Origin of the sequence: uncultured Tateyamaria sp., from assembly GCF_947503465.1 — a bacterium.
Classification (GTDB): Bacteria; Pseudomonadota; Alphaproteobacteria; order Rhodobacterales; family Rhodobacteraceae; genus Tateyamaria.
On sequence record NZ_CANNDN010000001.1, the window covers coordinates 1,612,723 to 1,630,964 of the forward strand.

General features: G+C 63.5%; 19 protein-coding genes. 14 read left to right on the top strand and 5 right to left on the bottom strand.

Annotated elements, in window-relative coordinates; translation table 11 throughout:
- Positions 1-16 precede the first annotated feature (16 nt).
- The 13 genes from Q0844_RS08230 (at position 17) to Q0844_RS08290 (ending at position 11,689) form a co-directional block, all read left to right on the top strand.
- On the top strand, positions 17-337 hold the full coding sequence (locus tag Q0844_RS08230) for a hypothetical protein (protein WP_299043750.1): 321 nt from the start codon (positions 17-19) through the stop codon (positions 335-337).
- Positions 328-810 (top strand): hypothetical protein, encoded by a 483-nt coding sequence (locus Q0844_RS08235; protein WP_299043753.1) that lies wholly within the window; start codon positions 328-330, stop codon positions 808-810. Before Q0844_RS08230 ends, Q0844_RS08235 begins: the two co-directional genes overlap by 10 nt.
- Positions 807-1,628 (top strand): glycosyltransferase family 25 protein, encoded by an 822-nt coding sequence (locus tag Q0844_RS08240; protein ID WP_299043755.1) that lies wholly within the window; start codon positions 807-809, stop codon positions 1,626-1,628. The genes Q0844_RS08235 and Q0844_RS08240 overlap by 4 nt, the downstream gene beginning before the upstream one ends.
- A 19-nt stretch (positions 1,629-1,647) precedes the next feature.
- Positions 1,648-2,532 (top strand): succinate--CoA ligase subunit alpha, encoded by an 885-nt coding sequence (sucD, locus tag Q0844_RS08245; RefSeq protein WP_299043758.1) that lies wholly within the window; start codon positions 1,648-1,650, stop codon positions 2,530-2,532.
- A 228-nt stretch (positions 2,533-2,760) separates the two neighbouring features.
- Positions 2,761-3,204: a hypothetical protein gene (locus tag Q0844_RS08250; RefSeq protein WP_299043761.1), complete on the top strand. Its 444-nt coding sequence runs from the start codon at positions 2,761-2,763 to the stop codon at positions 3,202-3,204.
- Entirely contained in the window at positions 3,201-6,158 is a 2,958-nt protein-coding gene (locus tag Q0844_RS08255; RefSeq protein ID WP_299043763.1) for a 2-oxoglutarate dehydrogenase E1 component, read from the top strand. The genes Q0844_RS08250 and Q0844_RS08255 overlap by 4 nt, the downstream gene beginning before the upstream one ends.
- A gap of 4 nt (positions 6,159-6,162) precedes the next feature.
- Positions 6,163-7,704, top strand: coding sequence for a 2-oxoglutarate dehydrogenase complex dihydrolipoyllysine-residue succinyltransferase (odhB, locus tag Q0844_RS08260; protein WP_299043765.1), 1,542 nt, complete (start codon positions 6,163-6,165; stop codon positions 7,702-7,704).
- A 4-nt stretch (positions 7,705-7,708) separates the two neighbouring features.
- The gene (locus Q0844_RS08265; protein WP_299043767.1) at positions 7,709-8,068 is read left to right on the top strand and encodes a VOC family protein; all 360 of its coding nucleotides are present in this window, start codon (positions 7,709-7,711) and stop codon (positions 8,066-8,068) included.
- Complete coding sequence (locus tag Q0844_RS08270; protein ID WP_299043770.1) at positions 8,065-8,493, top strand: MAPEG family protein; 429 nt, start codon at positions 8,065-8,067, stop codon at positions 8,491-8,493. Before Q0844_RS08265 ends, Q0844_RS08270 begins: the two co-directional genes overlap by 4 nt.
- A complete protein-coding gene (locus Q0844_RS08275; RefSeq protein WP_299043772.1) occupies positions 8,490-9,035 on the top strand; it encodes a hypothetical protein in 546 nt (181 codons plus the stop codon). Before Q0844_RS08270 ends, Q0844_RS08275 begins: the two co-directional genes overlap by 4 nt.
- The gene (locus tag Q0844_RS08280) at positions 9,032-9,454 is read left to right on the top strand and encodes an MAPEG family protein (RefSeq protein WP_299043773.1); all 423 of its coding nucleotides are present in this window, start codon (positions 9,032-9,034) and stop codon (positions 9,452-9,454) included. Before Q0844_RS08275 ends, Q0844_RS08280 begins: the two co-directional genes overlap by 4 nt.
- A gap of 61 nt (positions 9,455-9,515) precedes the next feature.
- Complete coding sequence (gene lpdA, locus Q0844_RS08285; RefSeq protein WP_299043775.1) at positions 9,516-10,904, top strand: dihydrolipoyl dehydrogenase; 1,389 nt, start codon at positions 9,516-9,518, stop codon at positions 10,902-10,904.
- A 284-nt stretch (positions 10,905-11,188) separates the two neighbouring features.
- Positions 11,189-11,689, top strand: coding sequence for a fasciclin domain-containing protein (locus Q0844_RS08290; RefSeq protein ID WP_299043776.1), 501 nt, complete (start codon positions 11,189-11,191; stop codon positions 11,687-11,689).
- Between the two features lie 40 nt (positions 11,690-11,729).
- Here Q0844_RS08290 and Q0844_RS08295 read toward each other — a convergent pair whose 3' ends face one another.
- Genes Q0844_RS08295 through Q0844_RS08310 form a run of 4 tightly spaced genes read right to left on the bottom strand, consistent with a single transcriptional unit; the run spans position 11,730 to position 14,626 of the window.
- Complete coding sequence (locus Q0844_RS08295; RefSeq protein ID WP_299043778.1) at positions 11,730-12,332, bottom strand: pyridoxamine 5'-phosphate oxidase family protein; 603 nt, start codon at positions 12,330-12,332, stop codon at positions 11,730-11,732.
- Positions 12,319-13,050: a lysophospholipid acyltransferase family protein gene (locus tag Q0844_RS08300; RefSeq protein WP_299043780.1), complete on the bottom strand. Its 732-nt coding sequence runs from the start codon at positions 13,048-13,050 to the stop codon at positions 12,319-12,321. The genes Q0844_RS08295 and Q0844_RS08300 overlap by 14 nt, the downstream gene beginning before the upstream one ends.
- The gene (locus Q0844_RS08305; protein ID WP_299045255.1) at positions 13,047-13,940 is read right to left on the bottom strand and encodes an FtsX-like permease family protein; all 894 of its coding nucleotides are present in this window, start codon (positions 13,938-13,940) and stop codon (positions 13,047-13,049) included. The genes Q0844_RS08300 and Q0844_RS08305 overlap by 4 nt, the downstream gene beginning before the upstream one ends.
- Before the next feature lie 8 nt (positions 13,941-13,948).
- On the bottom strand, positions 13,949-14,626 hold the full coding sequence (locus Q0844_RS08310; protein WP_299043781.1) for an ATP-binding cassette domain-containing protein: 678 nt from the start codon (positions 14,624-14,626) through the stop codon (positions 13,949-13,951).
- A 147-nt stretch (positions 14,627-14,773) separates the two neighbouring features.
- On the opposite strand from Q0844_RS08310, the gene Q0844_RS08315 reads away from it, so the two are divergent.
- A complete protein-coding gene (locus Q0844_RS08315) occupies positions 14,774-15,586 on the top strand; it encodes a zinc-ribbon domain-containing protein (protein ID WP_299043785.1) in 813 nt (270 codons plus the stop codon).
- A 3-nt stretch (positions 15,587-15,589) separates the two neighbouring features.
- On the opposite strand, the gene Q0844_RS08320 is transcribed toward Q0844_RS08315, so the two are convergent.
- Complete coding sequence (locus tag Q0844_RS08320) at positions 15,590-18,193, bottom strand: TIGR02302 family protein (protein WP_299043788.1); 2,604 nt, start codon at positions 18,191-18,193, stop codon at positions 15,590-15,592.
- Positions 18,194-18,242: the final 49 nt, after the last annotated feature.

An 18,242-nucleotide genomic window follows, 5' to 3' on the forward strand; every position in this document is an offset into this window, starting at 1 on the left:
CGATTTTGGGGCACCCGTGCGTTCCCTCGATACGGATGCCAACGAAGATTACACGTTGGGCGGCGCTCGGCGCGACGGTGTCGGCATCATCACGACCGTGAATTTTGGGCGCAGCCAGACAACGCAATGCGTGGTTTCCGTCTTTCGCGAGGACAACAGCGCCGCAGCTCAGGCGATGGTCGATACGATTGCCGCAGCCGGGTTTGGCCTGACGCCAATTTCGGCCCGCAACCGCGCCCAGCAAAGCTGGTCCATCAGCGGCGCACCGGCGGGTACGACAGTAAATGTCAGTTCGCGATCAAGCAGAAGCGTTGGAGTTTGGATCGCATGGCCTTAAGGGCACTACATATCATTGGCCTGTTTCTTTGGTCCGGTTCTGCCATGGCGCATCCCGCGATTGATGCGTTCACCACCTGGTGCTTCAAGGCAGGCCAAACGCCTGCGCGGGCACTGGCCAACATGCAGGACACCGCAGGCAACCCCCTGCCCTTTGACCTGACCTTTTGGGATACGTCCCTCAAACCCGCGCCCGATGCTCCGGCCCATGCCGAGCGCCGATGCGAGGTGGCGTTCGATGGCGACCACGTGCGCGATGCCGTCAACGCCGTGCAGTCCAAGATGGCGACACCGCCCGTCTTCGGCACACCAATCCCCCTGCCCGCACCCTACGCGGCCGAACCCGGTACAGCCTATATCGAAGGCCGCGAATTGTTGCGCGGCCGCGTGGCGGTTGTGCATATCGGGCGGCGCGGGACGCGCACCTTTATCGGGGTGGACCGCCTGCCCGCAGGGATGGGGTTGCCGGAGTGACCAAGGTCTATTGCGAAATGATCAACCTGGCGCAGGCGCAATCACGGCGCGACCTGATGGCCCCGCAATTGCAGGCCGCACGCGTTGAACCCTACGTGCACCCTGCCTTTGACCACCGCCAAGACACGCGCGGCGACATCGACCGCCTGTCGCGCGCCTTCGGGGCCTGGGGTGTGTTCAAGCGGCAGGACCGCGCAATCACGATCAGCCATGCACAGGTGTGGCAACGCTTTGTCGACAGCGGTGCCAGCCATTGCCTCGTGATCGAGGATGACGTGTATCTCTCGCATGACCTGGGCCAATGGCTTTACGATCTGTGCTGGTGGCCGGAGAGCGCGCATATCGTCAAGCTGGAACGCTGGCGCAGCGAAACCCTCAAGGTGCTGATGCGCCCCGGTCACGAACATCTCGGTCGCGAGGTGCGCCAGGTCCTGTCCCGTCACACCGGGGCGGCCGGGTACATGCTGACCCGTCATGCGGCCAAAGTGTTGCTGGACCAGCAGCCGTACAAGCTGACGGTTGATCAATTGCTGTTCAACCTCAACGCCTCGCGCGTGGCCCGCAAGCTGGGTGTGGCCCAGGTCACGCCAGCGCTTGTCGTGCAGGGCAACGAACCGCATGACCACGCCGCGCACAACGACGTGCGCAGCCGCCCGACCGGGTGGCAGTTGCGTCGTCAGAAGCTGCAGCGCGCTTATTATGAAATCGCCTATCCGCTTTCAACTTTCTTCGCCGTCGCGCGCGGGCATGCCCGCCTCGACCCCGTCCCCTTCGCCGAAACAACCCTCTCGCCGCAGACCCATGGCGTCTGCGCCTGACCAACCAAGGAAAAGCTTCATGGCCGTACTTATTGATGAAAACACCAAGGTGATTTGCCAGGGCCTCACCGGCTCGCAAGGCACATTCCATACCGAACAGGCCATCGCCTATGGAACCAAGATGGTGGGCGGGGTCACCCCGGGCAAAGGCGGGATGACGCATCTGGACCTGCCCGTCTTCAACTCGGTGCACGAAGCCATGGACGTGACCGAAGCCAACGCCAGCGTGATCTACGTGCCGCCGCCCTTCGCCGCGGATTCGATCCTTGAGGCCATCGACGCCGAGATGCCCCTGATCGTCTGCATCACCGAAGGCATTCCCGTGCTCGACATGATGAAGGTGCAGCGCGCCCTGGAAGGGTCGAAATCGCGCCTGATCGGCCCCAACTGCCCCGGTGTCATCACGCCTGACGCCTGCAAGATCGGCATCATGCCCGGCCACATTCACAAGCGCGGGAGCGTGGGTGTCGTAAGTCGTTCGGGCACGCTTACTTACGAGGCTGTGAAACAGACTACGGATATGGGCCTGGGCCAGTCGAGCGCGGTGGGCATCGGCGGTGACCCCATCAAGGGGACCGAGCATATCGACGTGCTGGAAATGTTTCTGGCCGATGACGAAACGACAAGCATCATCATGATCGGCGAAATTGGCGGTTCTGCGGAAGAAGATGCCGCCCAGTTTCTGGCAGATGAGAAGAAGGCGGGCCGCTGGAAGCCCACCGCCGGTTTCATCGCGGGCCGCACCGCCCCTCCGGGCCGGCGCATGGGCCACGCGGGCGCGATTGTTGCGGGCGGCAAAGGTGGTGCCGAGGACAAGATCGAAGCGATGCGGGCCGCAGGGATTGTGGTGGCCGACAGCCCGGCAACGCTGGGTGAGGCGGTGATGGAGGCGATTAAAGGCTAGGGTATGCTGCGACGCTTGGCATCAAAACTGAGGGCATACACGCGCCGCGGGGTGGGCAGTATGCCCGCCCCGGGGGGGCGGTGCGGGCATGCCCGGCGGTGCCGGCGTTCAGTGTCTTTTGCTGTTTTGTTTTTGAGTTTGAGTTTGAGTTTGAACAATGCACAAGCCTGGGCCGAGTTCGAAGGAACTGGAACCATAACGGAACAATCATTGCGTATTTGCCTACTCATGCAGGACGACTTTGCGACGGCGCGCGCAGCACTGCTGGCCTTGGGTTGGGATTATCCCAGCACAGCACCGGAGAAAGCGATCTTTTGGAAAGAAGCTTATGGTTTTGACTTGGGTCCGAGACAGGTCGTGCATTCGGATAAGAGCTTTCCCGGCATTATTATGGACGGGCAGAATTGGTATACAATCCAAATGAACTTCTTGGAAAACGTCAGTGAAAGATATGGCGTTTTGGAATGCACCCTCAAAACCACGGAAGCATTGGACGTTAAGTCATTTGCCAAAATGTTATCACCAGACGTCATCACCATTTACGAAGATGCCCAGCGGATCGCCGTAGACTTTGGGCTTTCAAGCATGACTGCGTTTTTTGAGACGACAAGAACTACAGGCGGTTTGACAATAAACACGACTGCAAATTCCCCAAGGGAGATACTGCAATGACCGACCAATCCTCCAACGACCAGTTCCATGCCTCGTCCTTCATGCAGGGGCACAACGCCGAATACCTCGAACAGATGTACGCCCGCTATGCCAACGATCCTGCGGCGGTCGATGAAAGCTGGCAGGCGTTCTTCAAGGCGATGGGGGATGATGAGGTCAGCGTGAAACGCGAAGCCGAGGGGCCGTCCTGGGCGCGCACCGACTGGCCACCGCAACCGGGCGATGATCTGACCGCGGCCCTGACGGGCGAGTGGGCGCCCGAAGCTGAGGTTAAAGGCGCGGGAGACAAGATCAAGGCCAAGGCCGCCGAGAAAGGCGTCGAGGTCAGCGATGACCAGATCAAGCGCGCCGTCCTCGACAGCATCCGCGCGCTCATGCTGATCCGGGCCTATCGCATCCGGGGCCACCTCGTGGCCGATCTTGACCCGCTGGGCATGCGCGACCAGACCCCGCATCCCGAACTTGATCCCAAATCCTACGGCTTTACCGAGGCCGACATGGACCGGCCCATTTTTATCGACCAGGTGCTGGGCCTGGATGTCGCCTCCATGCGCGAGATCATCGAGATCGTGAAGCGCACCTATTGCGGCACCTTTGCGCTGCAGTACATGCACATCTCGAACCCCGAGGAAGCCAGCTGGCTCAAGGAACGGATCGAGGGGCTGGGCAAGGAAATCCAGTTCACCCGCGAAGGGCGCAAGGCGATCCTGAACAAGATGGTCGAGGCCGAGGGCTTCGAGAAATTCCTGCACGTCAAATACATGGGCACCAAGCGGTTCGGCCTGGATGGCGGCGAAAGCCTGATCCCCGCGATGGAGCAGATCATCAAGCGCGGCGGCGCGCTGGGGGTCAAGGACATCGTGATCGGCATGCCCCACCGGGGGCGCCTGTCCGTCCTCGCCAACGTGATGGCCAAACCCTACAAGGCGATCTTCAACGAATTCCAGGGCGGCAGCTTCAAACCCGAGGACGTCGATGGCTCGGGCGACGTGAAATACCACCTGGGCGCGTCGAGCGACCGCGAATTTGACGGCAACACGGTACACTTATCGCTGACCGCCAACCCCTCCCACCTCGAAGCGGTGAACCCCGTTGTTCTGGGCAAGGCGCGCGCCAAGCAGGACCAGAACAACGACCGCGAACGCACGACGGTGATGCCGATCCTGCTGCACGGTGACGCGGCCTTTGCCGGGCAGGGCGTCGTGGCCGAATGCTTTGCCCTGTCGGGCCTGCGTGGTCACAAGACGGGTGGCACCATGCACCTGGTCGTCAACAACCAAATCGGGTTCACGACGGCGCCGCACTTCTCGCGCTCCTCCCCCTATCCTACCGACAACGCGCTGGTGGTCGAGGCCCCGATCTTTCACGTCAACGGCGACGATCCCGAGGCTGTGGTCCACGCCGCCAAGGTCGCGACCGAGTTCCGCCAGAAGTTCCACAAGGACGTCGTCATCGACATCTTCTGCTACCGCCGGTTCGGCCATAACGAGGGCGACGAGCCCATGTTCACCAACCCGGTGATGTACAAGAAGATCAAGAAGCACAAAACGACCCTCACGCTCTATACCGAACGGCTGGTCAAGGACGGCCTGATCCCCGAGGGCGAGATCGAGGACATGAAGGCCGCCTTCCAGGCCCGCATGAACGACGAATTCGAAGCGGGCAAGGAATACAGGCCGAACAAGGCCGACTGGCTGGACGGCAAGTGGTCCCACCTCGACAAGAACAAGGAAGACTACCAGCGCGGCAAGACCGCCATCGCGCCGGGCACACTGGCCGACGTGGGCAAGGCGCTGACCACTGCGCCGGAAGGCTTTCCCATGCACAAGACCGTGGGCCGCCTGATCGACGCCAAGAAGGCGATGTTCGACAGCGGCGAAGGGTTTGACTGGGCCACGGGCGAGGCGCTGGCCTTTGGCTCGCTGCTGACCGAAGGCTTTCCGGTGCGTCTGGCCGGACAGGACAGCACGCGCGGCACGTTCAGCCAACGGCACTCCGGTTTCGTGAACCAGGAGACCGAGGAACGGTACTATCCGCTCAACAACATCCGCGCCGGGCAGGCCCAGTACGAGGCCATCGATTCGATGCTGTCGGAATACGCGGTACTGGGGTTCGAATACGGCTACTCCATGGCCGAACCCAACGCGTTGACACTGTGGGAAGCACAGTTCGGCGATTTCGCCAACGGCGCGCAGATCATGTTCGACCAGTTCATTTCGTCAGGCGAAAGCAAATGGCTGCGCATGTCCGGCCTGACTGTCCTGTTGCCGCACGGGTTCGAAGGCCAAGGCCCCGAACACTCGTCAGCCCGGCTGGAACGGTTCCTGCAAATGTGCGGGCAGGACAACTGGATCGTCGCCAACTGCACGACGCCGGCGAACTATTTCCACATCCTGCGCCGCCAGATCCACCGCGACTTCCGCAAGCCGCTGATCCTGATGACGCCCAAGTCGCTGTTGCGGCACAAGCTGGCCGTGTCGAAGGCCGAAGAGTTCACCACAGGGTCGTCTTTCCACCGCGTACTGTGGGATGACGCCGAACAGGGCAATTCGGACACCAGGCTGGTCAAGGATGACAAGATCAAGCGCGTCGTCATGTGCTCGGGCAAGGTCTATTACGACCTGCTGGAAGAACGCGACGCCCGCGGGATCGATGACATCTACATCATGCGGATCGAACAATATTATCCGTTCCCGGCCATCAGCCTTGTCAAGGAACTGGAACGGTTCAAGAAGGCCGAAATGGTCTGGTGCCAGGAAGAGCCCAAGAACCAGGGCGCATGGACATTCATCGAACCCAACATCGAATGGGTGCTGACCCGGATCAAGGCCAAGCACCAACGCCCCGCCTATGTGGGCCGCGCGACATCGGCCAGCCCCGCCACGGGTCTCGCCAGCCAGCACAAAGCACAACAATCAGCACTCGTGAACGACGCGCTGACCATCGAAGGATAAGACCATGACCACCGAAGTCCGCGTGCCGACCCTCGGCGAAAGCGTCACCGAAGCCACCGTTGCCACCTGGTTCAAGAAACCGGGCGACGCGGTCGAGGTGGACGAAATGCTATGCGAGCTGGAAACCGACAAGGTAACGGTCGAGGTTCCTTCACCCGCCGCCGGCACCCTGGCCGATATCGTTGCCGCCGAAGGTGAAACCGTAGGTGTCGACGCGCTGCTCGCCAATATCTCGGAAGGCGCGTCAGCCGCCAAATCCGACGACGCCCCCAAGGCAGAACCCAAAGCCGACGCGCCCGCCGCCGACGCCCCGGCCGCAGGCGGCGACAGCGTCGATGTCATGGTCCCCACCCTGGGCGAAAGCGTGACCGAAGCGACCGTCAGCACATGGTTCAAGGCCGTCGGCGACAGCGTCGCGCAGGATGAAATGCTGTGCGAGCTGGAAACCGACAAGGTCAGCGTGGAAGTGCCCGCGCCAGCCGCTGGCGTGTTGACGGAAATCACTGCCCCCGAAGGCACCACGGTCGACGCCTCGGCCAAGCTGGCGGTGATCTCGTCCTCCGGGTCGGGCGCGGCCCCGGCCACCACAGAAGGCAACCCTGAGCCCACCAGCAACTACCAGACCCCTGCCGCAGGCACGGACGGTCAGCGCAGCGATGTCGAAAACGCACCCTCCGCCCAGAAGGCGATGGCCGAAGCCGGGATCAGCGCAGATCAGGTAACCGGCACGGGCCGCGATGGCCGCGTGATGAAAGAGGATGTCGCCAAGGCCGTGGCCGCCGCCGCCTCCGCCCCCGCGCCTGCCCCGGCTGCCGCACCCCGCGCGCCCGTGGCCGCGGACGATGCCGCGCGCGAGGAACGGGTGAAGATGACCCGCCTGCGCCAGACCATCGCCAAGCGCCTGAAGGACAGCCAGAACACCGCCGCCATGCTCACCACCTATAACGAGGTCGACATGACCGAGGTGATGGCCCTGCGCAACGAATACAAGGACCTGTTCCTGAAGAAACACGGGGTCAAGCTGGGCTTCATGTCCTTCTTCACCAAGGCGTGCTGCCACGCGCTGCGCGAGGTGCCCGAGGTGAACGCCGAGATTGACGGCACCGACATCGTCTACAAGAACTTCGTCCATATGGGCATTGCCGCCGGCACGCCAACGGGCCTGGTGGTGCCGGTGATCCGCGACGCGGATGCCATGTCCTTCCACGCCATCGAACAGGCCATCGCCGAAAAGGGCGCCCGCGCCCGCGACGGCAAGCTGAGCATGGCCGAAATGCAGGGCGGCACATTCACCATCTCGAATGGCGGCGTCTACGGCTCGCTCATGTCCTCGCCCATCCTGAACCCACCGCAATCGGGTATTCTGGGCATGCACAAGATCCAGGATCGTCCCATGGCGATAGGTGGTGAAGTCGTGATCCGGCCCATGATGTACCTGGCGCTCTCCTATGATCACCGGATCGTGGACGGCAAGGGGGCGGTGACGTTCCTTGTCCGGGTCAAGGAAGCGCTGGAAGATCCACGGCGGTTGTTGATGGATTTGTAGTCCGATGTCACTGCGCCTGGCCCTTTTGAAGATCCCGGTATCCGATCTGGCAAGGTCTGTCCCCTTCTACGAGACCGTGTTGGGACAGCCTGCCGCGTTCGTGGCGGCAGAGTTCGGCTGGGCACAGTTCCACCACCCCGAACCCGGCCTCGCCCTTTACGTTCCAGGACAGGGCGGCGGCGACAGGACACCCGGAGGGTCGGTGGATTTCCACCTAAGCGCACAGGACATCGACGCATTGCGTGACAGGATTGCGGCGATAGCTGACACAGCACGCATTCACGAGAATGCGGACGGGTCCCGCAGCCTTGAGTTCAAAGACCCAGACGGCAATGACATCAAGATCATGGGAGCATCACAATGACACCCGAACTCACCTACCTCACATACGCCGTGATCCTCCTGATCGCCCACGTTCTCATCCAGGCGACCCTGTCGGACCTGTCCAAAGGCATCGGCTGGGCGCTCGGCCCGCAGGACGAAAAGCGCGATCAGAACGCCGTTGCCGCGCGGATCGAACGCGCGCTCTGGAACTACGTCACCTACTTCCCCGCCTTCGCAGCAATCGCACTGGCGCTCACCCTCACCAACCTCAACACCGAAACCACGGCGCTCGGTGCCGCGCTTTGGTTCTGGGCGCGCGTTGTCTACGTCCCGGCCTACGCCTCGGGCATCCCCCTCGTCCGCTCTGTTGCATGGATCGCCTCGATGGTCGGCCTGGTGATCATGGTGCTGGGGATGTTTGGCACGCCGCCCGACCCCGTATTGCTGCAACCGGCCGACGGATGACCCTGACAGCCGCATATACCCGCGCCATTGCCGCACGACGCGCCTTTGCCCTGCCCGGCTATCCAACGCTGGCGCAGGCGGGGTTCGATGGCGACTACGTCTCGCCCATCCAGATGACGTCCGGCAACCTGACCGGCCCGCTTCTGATGTCCAAGGACTGGCTTGACGCGCCCTCTGCCGCGGCGCACGAACACCAGCTGAAACGCACCGGTTACCTGCCGCACATCCCCTACAACAAGGTGATCGACCGGGTCCTGAACCTGCTGAACCTCACCCGCGCCGACATCTACATCACGCCCATCTTCCACCTGCTGACGCCGAAACGGTCCAGCGCGATCCCGGCTGCCCATGCGCGCGCCAGTTTTGACGCCATCGGCAGGCACGAACTCCTGGGCCGCCGCCCCGTGGCCTTGGGCACCGACAGCGCGCGGGTACTGCGCCATTTCCGCATCGACCATGTCACCGCCCCGCACCCCTCGGCCCGCATCGGCAGTTACGACCTGCGCGCCGCCCAGATCGCAGAGGTGGTGCAAGCCGCATGACACCAGAACTCACCGCCCTCGCACTCGCCGCCTTGCTGCAAGTGGTCCAGTTCGCGCTGATGGCCGTTCCGACAAATCTGGAACTGTCACCGGGCAAGACGCTGTCGCCGCGCGACCGCAAGCGCCTGGGCGGAGACATCCAGGACCAGGTGTCAGACAAAACCGCCCGCCTGATCCGCGCCTGGGAAAACCACTTCGAAAGCCTCGCGCTCTTCACCATCGCCGTCGTCGTGGTCACGCTGGCCGAGGCGAACACCGGCTTCACCGCCGCCTGTGCCTGGGCCTATCTGATCGCCCGCATCCTCTACATCCCCGCATACTATCTCGGCCTGACCCCATGGCGGTCGCTGATCTGGCTGGTGGGGTTCCTTGCGGCACCCGCAATGCTCATCGCAACTCTGATCCCATCTTCTGGCTGAAAATACTTCGGGGGTCTGGGGGCTGGCCCCCAGTTCCGTACACTCAAAAAGGACCGAACCCATGGCTTCTTACGACGTAATCATCATCGGCTCCGGCCCGGGCGGCTATGTCTGCGCGATCCGCTGCGCGCAGCTGGGCCTGAAAACGGCCTGTGTCGAGGGGCGCGAGACGCTGGGCGGCACCTGCCTGAACGTGGGCTGCATTCCGTCCAAGGCGCTCTTGCACGCGTCTCACATGCTGCACGAAGCCGAACACAACTTTGCCGCCATGGGTCTCAAGGGCAAACGCCCGTCGGTCGATTGGAAGCAGATGCTGCAATACAAGGCCGACACCATTGGACAGAACACCAAGGGCGTCGAGTTTCTGTTCAAGAAGAACAAGATCGACTGGCTCAAGGGCTGGGGCTCCATCCCCGAGGCCGGCAAGGTCAAGGTCGGAGACGAGGTGCACGAGGCGAAAAACATCATCATCGCATCGGGGTCGGATGTCGCTACCCTGCCCGGTGTCGAGATTGACGAGAAGATCGTCGTGTCCTCGACCGGCGCGCTGGACCTGGGCAAGATCCCCAAGAAAATGGTCGTGATCGGCGCGGGCGTGATCGGGTTGGAACTTGGGTCGGTCTACAGCCGTCTTGGATCAGAGGTTGAAGTGATCGAATTCCTTGACGCCGTCACACCGGGCATGGACGCCGAAGTGCAGCGCCAATTCCAGAAGATCATGACCAAGCAGGGCCTCAGCTTCACCATGGGCGCCGCAGTGCAATCGGTCGAGACAACCAAGGCCAAGGCCAAGGTCACCTATACGCTGCGCAAGGATGACAGCGAGCACGTCGTGGATGCGGATGTGGTCCTCGTCGCCACCGGGCGCAAACCCTATACCGACGGGCTGGGCCTTGATGCGCTTGGGATCAAGATGACCGACCGTGGCCAGATCGCCGTAGACGCCCATTGGCAAACGAACATCCCCGGCATCTACGCCATCGGCGACGTGATCGAGGGCCCAATGCTGGCCCACAAGGCCGAGGACGAGGGCATGGCCGCCGCCGAACAGGTCGCGGGCAAGCATGGGCACGTGAACTATGGCGTTATCCCCGGCGTGATCTATACACATCCCGAGGTCGCCAATGTCGGCAAGACCGAAGAACAGCTGAAGGATGAGGGCCGCGCGTACAAGGCGGGCAAGTTCAGCTTCATGGGCAATGGTCGGGCAAAGGCGAACTTTGCCGCCGACGGCTTCGTCAAGATCCTCGCCGATGCCGAAACCGACCGTATCCTGGGCGCACATATCATCGGGCCCAGCGCGGGTGACCTGATCCACGAGGTCTGCGTCGCGATGGAATTCGGCGCCTCTGCCGAAGACCTGGCCCTGACCTGCCACGCACACCCCACCTATTCCGAAGCGGTGCGCGAGGCGGCGCTTGCCTGCGGTTTGGGGCCGATTCACAGCTAAGGCACGACCAGACACCCCTGAATTGCCCGGCGAACGGCTGCGACCGCTCGGCCGGGCTTTTTTGGTCCACAGACCCACACCTGCGTCCACGCCCCATCGCAAACAGCGCCAAAGCAGCACATTCCCGCCGATCCGGACCATACGGAGGGGAACAATTCTGCCGAGCACTACGTTCTTGTCCGGGGGGTGCCCCGCAGGTCATTGTCTTTGGCCACATCCGCACCCTTTGATAACCGGGCCAGCTTTGGCCCAGGACGCATTAGGAACGACAAAAGGACAGCACCATGGATCGTCGCAGCACTTTGAAACTGATCGGGGGCGCCGCCGCCCTTGCAACCCTTGCCGCCTGCGCACAGCCGCAAGACCCCGATATCGTGGACATCGCCGCGGGCGATCCGAATTTTTCAACGCTGGTTGCTGCCGTACAGGCCGCCGGTCTTGTCGACACACTGAAAGGGCCCGGCCCCTTCACGGTCTTCGCCCCCACCAACGACGCCTTCGCAGCCTTGCCTGCAGGCACCGTCGACAATCTGCTGTTGCCCGAAAACCGCGACCAACTGGTCAATATCCTGACCTACCACGTCGTACCGGGCCAGATCACGGCGGGCGACGTGCTGGGCACGCGCCAGAACGTGACCACCGTTCAGGGTGGCACGCTGGATGTGAACGGAATCGTGGGCAAGTTCGGCTCGGGCGTGAAGGTGAACGACGCCAATGTCATCCAGGCCGATATCTTTGCCTCGAACGGCGTGATCCACGCCATTGATCAGGTCCTTCTGCCCTAAATTAACATAATCTGTCCCCGCGGGGACAGATTATGTTAAATCACCACATGGTCCGGGCCGCGCGCTCGGGCCATGCGTCGTCATAGGGTTTGCCACCCTCTTCGCCTTGCGACACCTCGGCCAATATCTCGCCCGGTGTCGGCAGGCCATCGGCATCATTGCGCGACCACAGATCGGCCCGGATCAACGCGCGGGCGCATTGGGTGTAAACCTCGCCCACCTTGATCACGATCACCGTACCGGGGTGACGGCCCTTTTGCTCGAACCGGGCCCGCACATCCGCGTCCGCCGTCAAACGTGCCTGCCCGTTCACCCGCACCACGGTGTTCGATCCCGGCACCATGAACATCAACGACACCCGCCCGTCCGACACGATGTTGCGCAAACTGTCGAGACGCTGGTTGCCCCGCCAGTCGGGCATCGCGAGGGTCTTGGGATCAAGCTGCAACACAACGGGGCCATCATCACCGCGCGGGCTGCCGTCGGTGCCGTCAGGGCCCACGGTTGTCAGCACCACAAAGCGCGAGGCGGCGATCCACTTGGAATAGAGCGGGGTCAGATGATCCGCGACCTTGCGGATCGATGCGGCCCCCGGCGTGCCGTAAAGCGCTTCAAGCGCTGGAATATCTTCAATGAACTCCATCGGGATCAAACCCTCCTTCACGCATCAGCGCATCCGAGCGTGTTTCGACCCGGTCTTCGAGTTGGGCCAGAAATGTCTCTTTGTCCAATCCATCCGGCATGGCTGACAGAAACTCGACAATCGCGGTCCCCGGCTTGCGCAAGATGCCCGTCCGCGGCCAGAACACACCCACATTGGTGGCCACGGGCACACAGGGTTGCCCCAATTGTTCATACAGGACCGCCGTGCCGACCTTGTAGGGCTTCCTGACGCCGGGGGCCACACGCGTGCCCTGGGAATAGATGATCAACTGGCCGGGTGTGGCGCGGCCTGCTTCCACATCCTCGACCATCTTGGCAATGGCCGCGCCGCGCTTGCCGCGATCGACGGGCACGCATTCCAGCCGCTTGGCATAAAGCCCGATGATCGGCGTCCACAGGATTGACCGTTTCATGATGAATTTGGCCGAGGGCAGCGCCGTGAAGATCATCATGATGTCGAGGAAGGACTGATGCTTGGCTGCGATCAGCACCTCGCCCTCGGGCACGTGCCCGCGCACTTCGGCCTTCAACCCCACCATCCAGCGCATCGACCAGAATACATAGCGGCTATAGCTTTTGCAGGCCGACCGCGCGCCATGTTTGCTGACGATGGCGTAAGGCGCCCAAAGCAGCCCGATCACCAGCATCATAACATAGATATGGCCGACAAAGACCAGGGAACGCAGGTATTGGATCATGTGAGGGTCCTCAGGGCGCGGCTGGCGGCATAGGCGGTGGCAAAAAGCGCAACGGCCCCGCAGATGAGCGGCACCAGCAGAGGCACCAGCCACCCGGCGCCCTGAAAACCAAGCCCGGTCAAAAAGCCGGGCGTGTCCCCGCCCGACGGCATCAGCCACACGGCCACCAAGCCGATACTCACACCCGCCGCAGATCCCGCAAGCGCGCGCAAGGTGAACCGGCGCACAAAGGCGTTGGCGATGTAACTGTCGGTGGCCCCCACAAGGCGCAGCACCGCGATCACCTGCGCATTGGCGGCAAGCGCCGCATTGGCCGCCAGCGTCACCATGGCGGCGACCGCCCCCGTGATCAGCAGGGCGACCGTCCAGCCCAGCAGGCGCAAACGGTTTGCCGCTGACACCAAGGGCGCGCGCCACCGCCCGTGATCATCCAGAACGGCCCCCGGCACTTCGGCCGCAAGGCGCAGGCGCAGGCCCGTGGCGTCAAATCCCTGTTCCGTGGCCTCGATCTCGATCAGGCGCGGGACGGGCAGGCTGTTCAACGGCAGGTCCTGCCCGAACCACGGCGCCAGCAGCGCCTGCTGTTCCTCATCCGTCAGTGCCCGGGCCGCGGCGATCCCCGGTGTCGTGGACAACACTTGCAACGCGGCGGTGGTCTGGAGTGCGCGTTGATCTTCGGGGGCAACGATGCGGATGGTTGCGGTACGCGCCAATTCGGCGCCCCACCGATCCGCCAGCCGCCCCGCCGCCAGGGACAAGGCCAGCGCAAAAACCGCCAAAAAGGCCATCGCACCCGACACGAACAAGGTCAGTTGCGCGGTGAATCCGGTGGGTGGCACCACCCGGTCCGCGTGGCGGTCGCCTGCCAGCAGGGCGCGCAGGGTCTGCATGTCGAAGGTCACAGATCGGCCCCCGCAAGCTGCACACGTCTGTTGGAAATGCGCAGGACACGGGCCTGCACCTGCGCCTTGGCCGCACGGATCAGCGACAGGTCATGCGTGGCGATCAGCACGGTCTTGCCCATCTTGTTCAGTTCCACCAGCAGCGTCAGCAGGCGCTGGGACATGTCCCAATCCACGTTGCCCGTGGGTTCATCCGCCAGCACCACATCGGGTGACATGATGACGGCGCGGGCCAGTGCAGCACGCTGGCGTTCCCCGCCCGACAGTTCGGGCGGCATAGCCTGCGCGCGGTTGGTCAGCCCGACCCAGGCCAATAGTTCGGTCAGATCGCCATTTGCCGCCTCGGCCTGTCGTCCAGACACGGTCAGGGGCAACGCCACGTTGTCCGACACATCGAGGTGATCAAGAAACTGCACATCCTGATGCACGACACCCACGCGGCGGCGCACCTTGGCCACATCATCGCGCTCCAGCGACCGCACGTCCCGATCAAAGACCCGGATATGGCCCGCTGTCGGCAGCAAGGCCCCATAGCACAGCTTGAGAAAAGTGGTTTTGCCCGCACCCGACGGGCCGGTCAGGAAATGGAACGATCCCGGCGCCAGCTTGACTGAAATATCGGACAAAAGCTCGCCCCCGCCATAGCTGTAGGCTACATTTTCCAGCTCGATCACGTGTGTCCCCGCCCCTTTGGCACCTGTTGTGCCTCAGCACCATGCCGGATTCAATGTGTATGCGTTCGGCAGGGCGCACGCACTTATGTCTTTTCTGCGCCACGCCTACAACATATGGTGAAACGCAAAACCGAGGCAGGACCCGACATGCGGCTGATATGTCCCAATTGCGATGCGCAATACGAGGTTGTGGATGACGTGATCCCGACCGAAGGGCGCGACGTGCAGTGTTCCAACTGCGGCCAGACCTGGTTTCAGCACCATCCAGACCACGCCCCGGCCGACCCCGAAGAGGTGGACGGGCCCGAGGATCTGGCCCCGGTTGAAGATACGCCCGGCCCCGACGAAGAACGTGCCCCCGCCCCCGAACCACAGCGCCGCGAACTGGATCCGTCCGTGGCTGACATCCTGCGCGAAGAGGCAGAGATCGAAGCCCAGGCGCGCGCCGCGGACGCAGACGTGCTGGAAAGCCAGCCGGATCTGGGCCTTGAAAGCGGCGAAACCGATGCCGACCGTCGCGCGCGCGAGGCCCGCGATCGCATGGCCCGGATGCGTGGCGAAAGCGCCGAACCGCCCGAACAGGTGTCCGAAGCCGTCGCCACCGCAGCCGCCATCGGATCGCGCCGCGATCTGTTGCCCGATATCGAGGAAATCAACTCGACCCTGCGATCCACCGGCGATCGCCAGTCCGGGCCCGGCAATGAGACCTCGGTTGACGCGACCGAGGCGGCCCCGCGCAAGTCGGGGTTCCGCCGGGGCTTTACCCTGATGGTGCTGTTGGCGGTGATCCTGGGGGCGATCTATGTCTTTGCGCCCGATATCGCCCGCTCGGTACCGCAGGCCGATCCGTTCCTAAGCGCTTATGTGGCGCAGGTCGACGCGGCACGGCTGTGGCTGGATGGACAGGTGGCGGCAGGGCTGACCTGGCTGGACAACCTGACAGCCCCGGAAGGCGAATAGGTCCTAGAACCGGTCCAGCAGCCGCTTGAGATAATCCAGTTCCACATCGGGGCGTTCCCCCTCGCCCGAACGGCGGCGGATTTCGTCCAGCAGGTCACGCGCCCTGCGGTACACATCTTCGCCCTGCAACAGCCCTTCTTCGGTGCCGACCGATCCGTTCGAGCCCGGATCGCGCCCCAGCGGATCGCGGGCGTCGGCCCGGCGGTCGCTTTCCGAGGTGCCCTGCCCCTGCTGGGCATTCTGCTGCTCCTGCTGCATCGCCTCGCCCAGCGCGCGCATGCCCTCGCGCAGCGCTTCCATGGCCTGTGACTGGTTGTCGATGGCCTCGGCAAAGTCTTCCTGCCGCAACGCCTCTTCGGCGCCATCCATGGCCCGGCCCGCACGGTCCAGCGCATCACGGGCGGCGTCGCCTTCGGGTGTACCTGCCCCGGGCAGGCTGCCCTGCTGGCGGCGCAGTTCGTCGCGCAGCGCCTGTTGGCGGTCGGCCAATGACCCATTGCCTTCGCCCGCGTTTTGATCGCTGCCGTCGCCACCGCCCTCGTCGGTGCTCTGCTCGCCCTGACCATCGCCGCCCTGGCTGTGCTGGTTGCCGCGTCCCTGGCCGCCGTCCCGGCCTTCGTTGCCCTGGCTTTCACCGGCCTGCGCATTGGGATTGAACTGTTCCTGCAGGTCGCGGAAGGCCTGATCGCTCAGCCCCTGCTGTTCCCGCAAGGTCTCGGCCAGACCTTCCATGGCCTGTTCCCCGGGGCTTTGGCCGTCGCCGCCCTCCCCTTGGGTGACCTGCATGTTTTCCAGCATCTCCTGCAACTGGCGCAGGGCGTCTTCGGCCTCGGCCATGCGGCCCTGTTCCATCAGTTCCTGAATGCGGTCCATCATGCGCTGGATGTCATCCTGCGTCATCTGCATCTGGTTCTGGTTTTGCTGGTTGCGCGGGTTTTCGTCGTTTTCCTGGCGGTCCAGTTCGGCCTGCCGCGACAGTTGGCGCATGTAATCATCCGTGGCGCGGCGCAATTCCTGCATCAGTTCTTCGATCTCGGCAGGGCTGGCCCCGTCCCGCATGGCCTGTTCCAGACGTTCGCGCGCCCGGCGCAGGCGTTCCAGCGCATCCGACAGGTCGCCTTCCTCGATCCCGAGGGCCAGGTCCCACATATCGCGTGAGATATCTTCGCGCTGCTCATCCGTCAGGCCATAGCTGGCCAGCGTCTCAAGCTTGGTGATCACCCGTTTGAGGCGCAGCTGATCCACTTCTCGGCGGAACACGTCATCCGGGCGGTGCGCCACCGCCCGCAGGATTTGGGCGACACGCGTGCTGTTGTCCTTGGACCACAGGATGTCACGGCGTTGTTCGATGATCGACGCCGCCAGCGGGTCAAAGAACCGTCGCCCCGGCAGGATCATCCGGAACGGTTCGGTTTCCGACTGCTGTTCTGCCGCGTCCAGCGCGGTCATGACAACCGTGACGGGCAGGTTGGCCCACGGGTGTTCGGAAAAATCCTCGACCAGCGCCTCTTGAAACTCGGTCCGGTCGCCGGTGAACGGCATGGGCAGCGCAGCGGTGATGTCGGGGCGTGGTTCCGGCGCAATGGCAAGGCCGTGACGGCGGTCCACCTCGCTCAGATCAAGGGCAAAGCGTGCCTCGCCCGCCTCGACGCCGTAATCGTCCGAGGCGGCGTAGGGCAACGTCATCTCACCCAAGGCCGTCGCTTCGGGGCCATCCAGCACTTCGATACTGGGCGCCTCGTCCGGCAACACGGCAACGGTCCATCTCCGGCCACCGGGGCCGTTGATCGCGATTTCACCCGACTGGACAACGGTGAAATCCTGTTCCGAGGCCGAGGCCGGGGGCACATCACCCGTGCGGCCCGATACGGTTTCGGCCACGGTCAGGGCGCCCACTTCGCCATAGATGCGCAGCGTTATCAGCGATCCGGCGGGCACTTCCAGCGGCCCTTCGGCGATGTCGTTCAAATAGATCGTGGGCCGCCCGGTATAGCGGGGGCTTTCGGCCCAGCCTTCCCACACGGGTCCCGTGGCAAGGCCATCGCCCGCACCCGGCGCCATCTCGGCCACCGAACCGACGCGCCAGATCGATCCAAAGATCAGGGCCACGGCAAACACCAGCACCGCGACATAGCGCAGCGCATAAGGGTCGCGGCGCGCGATACGCAGGTCTGCAGGCACGGGCGTGGCCCGTGCCGCCCGTTCGGCCATGCGCGCCTGGTGCGCGCGCCACACCGCGGTGGATGCCGCATCGTCATCGCCGATCGCCTGTTCATCCATCAGCGCCTGAATGGGCCGCCCTGGCAAGGTTTCATCCAGCCGGACCAGCGCCGCCTCGCGCGTGGGAATACGGAATGTGCGCAGCGCATAGACCAGCGCGCCGACGGCTGCACCAAAGGCAACAACGCCCAGACCCCACACCAGTTCAACCATCACGCTGTCCTGAAGGCCCAGCATCAGCACCGCCAGCACCGCCAGAACGACGGTCGCAAGCGGCCAGGTCGCCTGCCAGAACGCTTCGGCAAACATGCCCGCACGGGTCATTGCCAGCGGCCAGCGCAATGCCTTCAGCCCACGTCGCACGTCATGTCTGGAAAAACTGGCCATTCGTCGCGTCCCTTGCCGGTGGCGCGGCGCACCATAGCGCCTGTAACCC

What these genes read in the sequence shown, in the direction of transcription:
- Q0844_RS08265 (WP_299043767.1), top strand. Translation starts at nt 7,709, where the DNA reads ATGTCACTGCGCCTGGCCCTTTTGAAGATCCCGGTATCCGATCTGGCA.
- odhB (WP_299043765.1), top strand. Translation starts at nt 6,163, where the DNA reads ATGACCACCGAAGTCCGCGTGCCGACCCTCGGCGAAAGCGTCACCGAA.
- Q0844_RS08250 (WP_299043761.1), top strand. Translation starts at nt 2,761, where the DNA reads ATGCAGGACGACTTTGCGACGGCGCGCGCAGCACTGCTGGCCTTGGGT.
- Q0844_RS08280 (WP_299043773.1), top strand. Translation starts at nt 9,032, where the DNA reads ATGACACCAGAACTCACCGCCCTCGCACTCGCCGCCTTGCTGCAAGTG.
- Q0844_RS08300 (WP_299043780.1), bottom strand. Translation starts at nt 13,050, where the DNA reads ATGATCCAATACCTGCGTTCCCTGGTCTTTGTCGGCCATATCTATGTT.
- lpdA (WP_299043775.1), top strand. Translation starts at nt 9,516, where the DNA reads ATGGCTTCTTACGACGTAATCATCATCGGCTCCGGCCCGGGCGGCTAT.
- Q0844_RS08255 (WP_299043763.1), top strand. Translation starts at nt 3,201, where the DNA reads ATGACCGACCAATCCTCCAACGACCAGTTCCATGCCTCGTCCTTCATG.
- Q0844_RS08315 (WP_299043785.1), top strand. Translation starts at nt 14,774, where the DNA reads ATGCGGCTGATATGTCCCAATTGCGATGCGCAATACGAGGTTGTGGAT.
- Q0844_RS08270 (WP_299043770.1), top strand. Translation starts at nt 8,065, where the DNA reads ATGACACCCGAACTCACCTACCTCACATACGCCGTGATCCTCCTGATC.
- sucD (WP_299043758.1), top strand. Translation starts at nt 1,648, where the DNA reads ATGGCCGTACTTATTGATGAAAACACCAAGGTGATTTGCCAGGGCCTC.
- Q0844_RS08290 (WP_299043776.1), top strand. Translation starts at nt 11,189, where the DNA reads ATGGATCGTCGCAGCACTTTGAAACTGATCGGGGGCGCCGCCGCCCTT.
- Q0844_RS08275 (WP_299043772.1), top strand. Translation starts at nt 8,490, where the DNA reads ATGACCCTGACAGCCGCATATACCCGCGCCATTGCCGCACGACGCGCC.
- Q0844_RS08320 (WP_299043788.1), bottom strand. Translation starts at nt 18,193, where the DNA reads ATGGCCAGTTTTTCCAGACATGACGTGCGACGTGGGCTGAAGGCATTG.
- Q0844_RS08295 (WP_299043778.1), bottom strand. Translation starts at nt 12,332, where the DNA reads ATGGAGTTCATTGAAGATATTCCAGCGCTTGAAGCGCTTTACGGCACG.
- Q0844_RS08235 (WP_299043753.1), top strand. Translation starts at nt 328, where the DNA reads ATGGCCTTAAGGGCACTACATATCATTGGCCTGTTTCTTTGGTCCGGT.
- Q0844_RS08305 (WP_299045255.1), bottom strand. Translation starts at nt 13,940, where the DNA reads ATGCAGACCCTGCGCGCCCTGCTGGCAGGCGACCGCCACGCGGACCGG.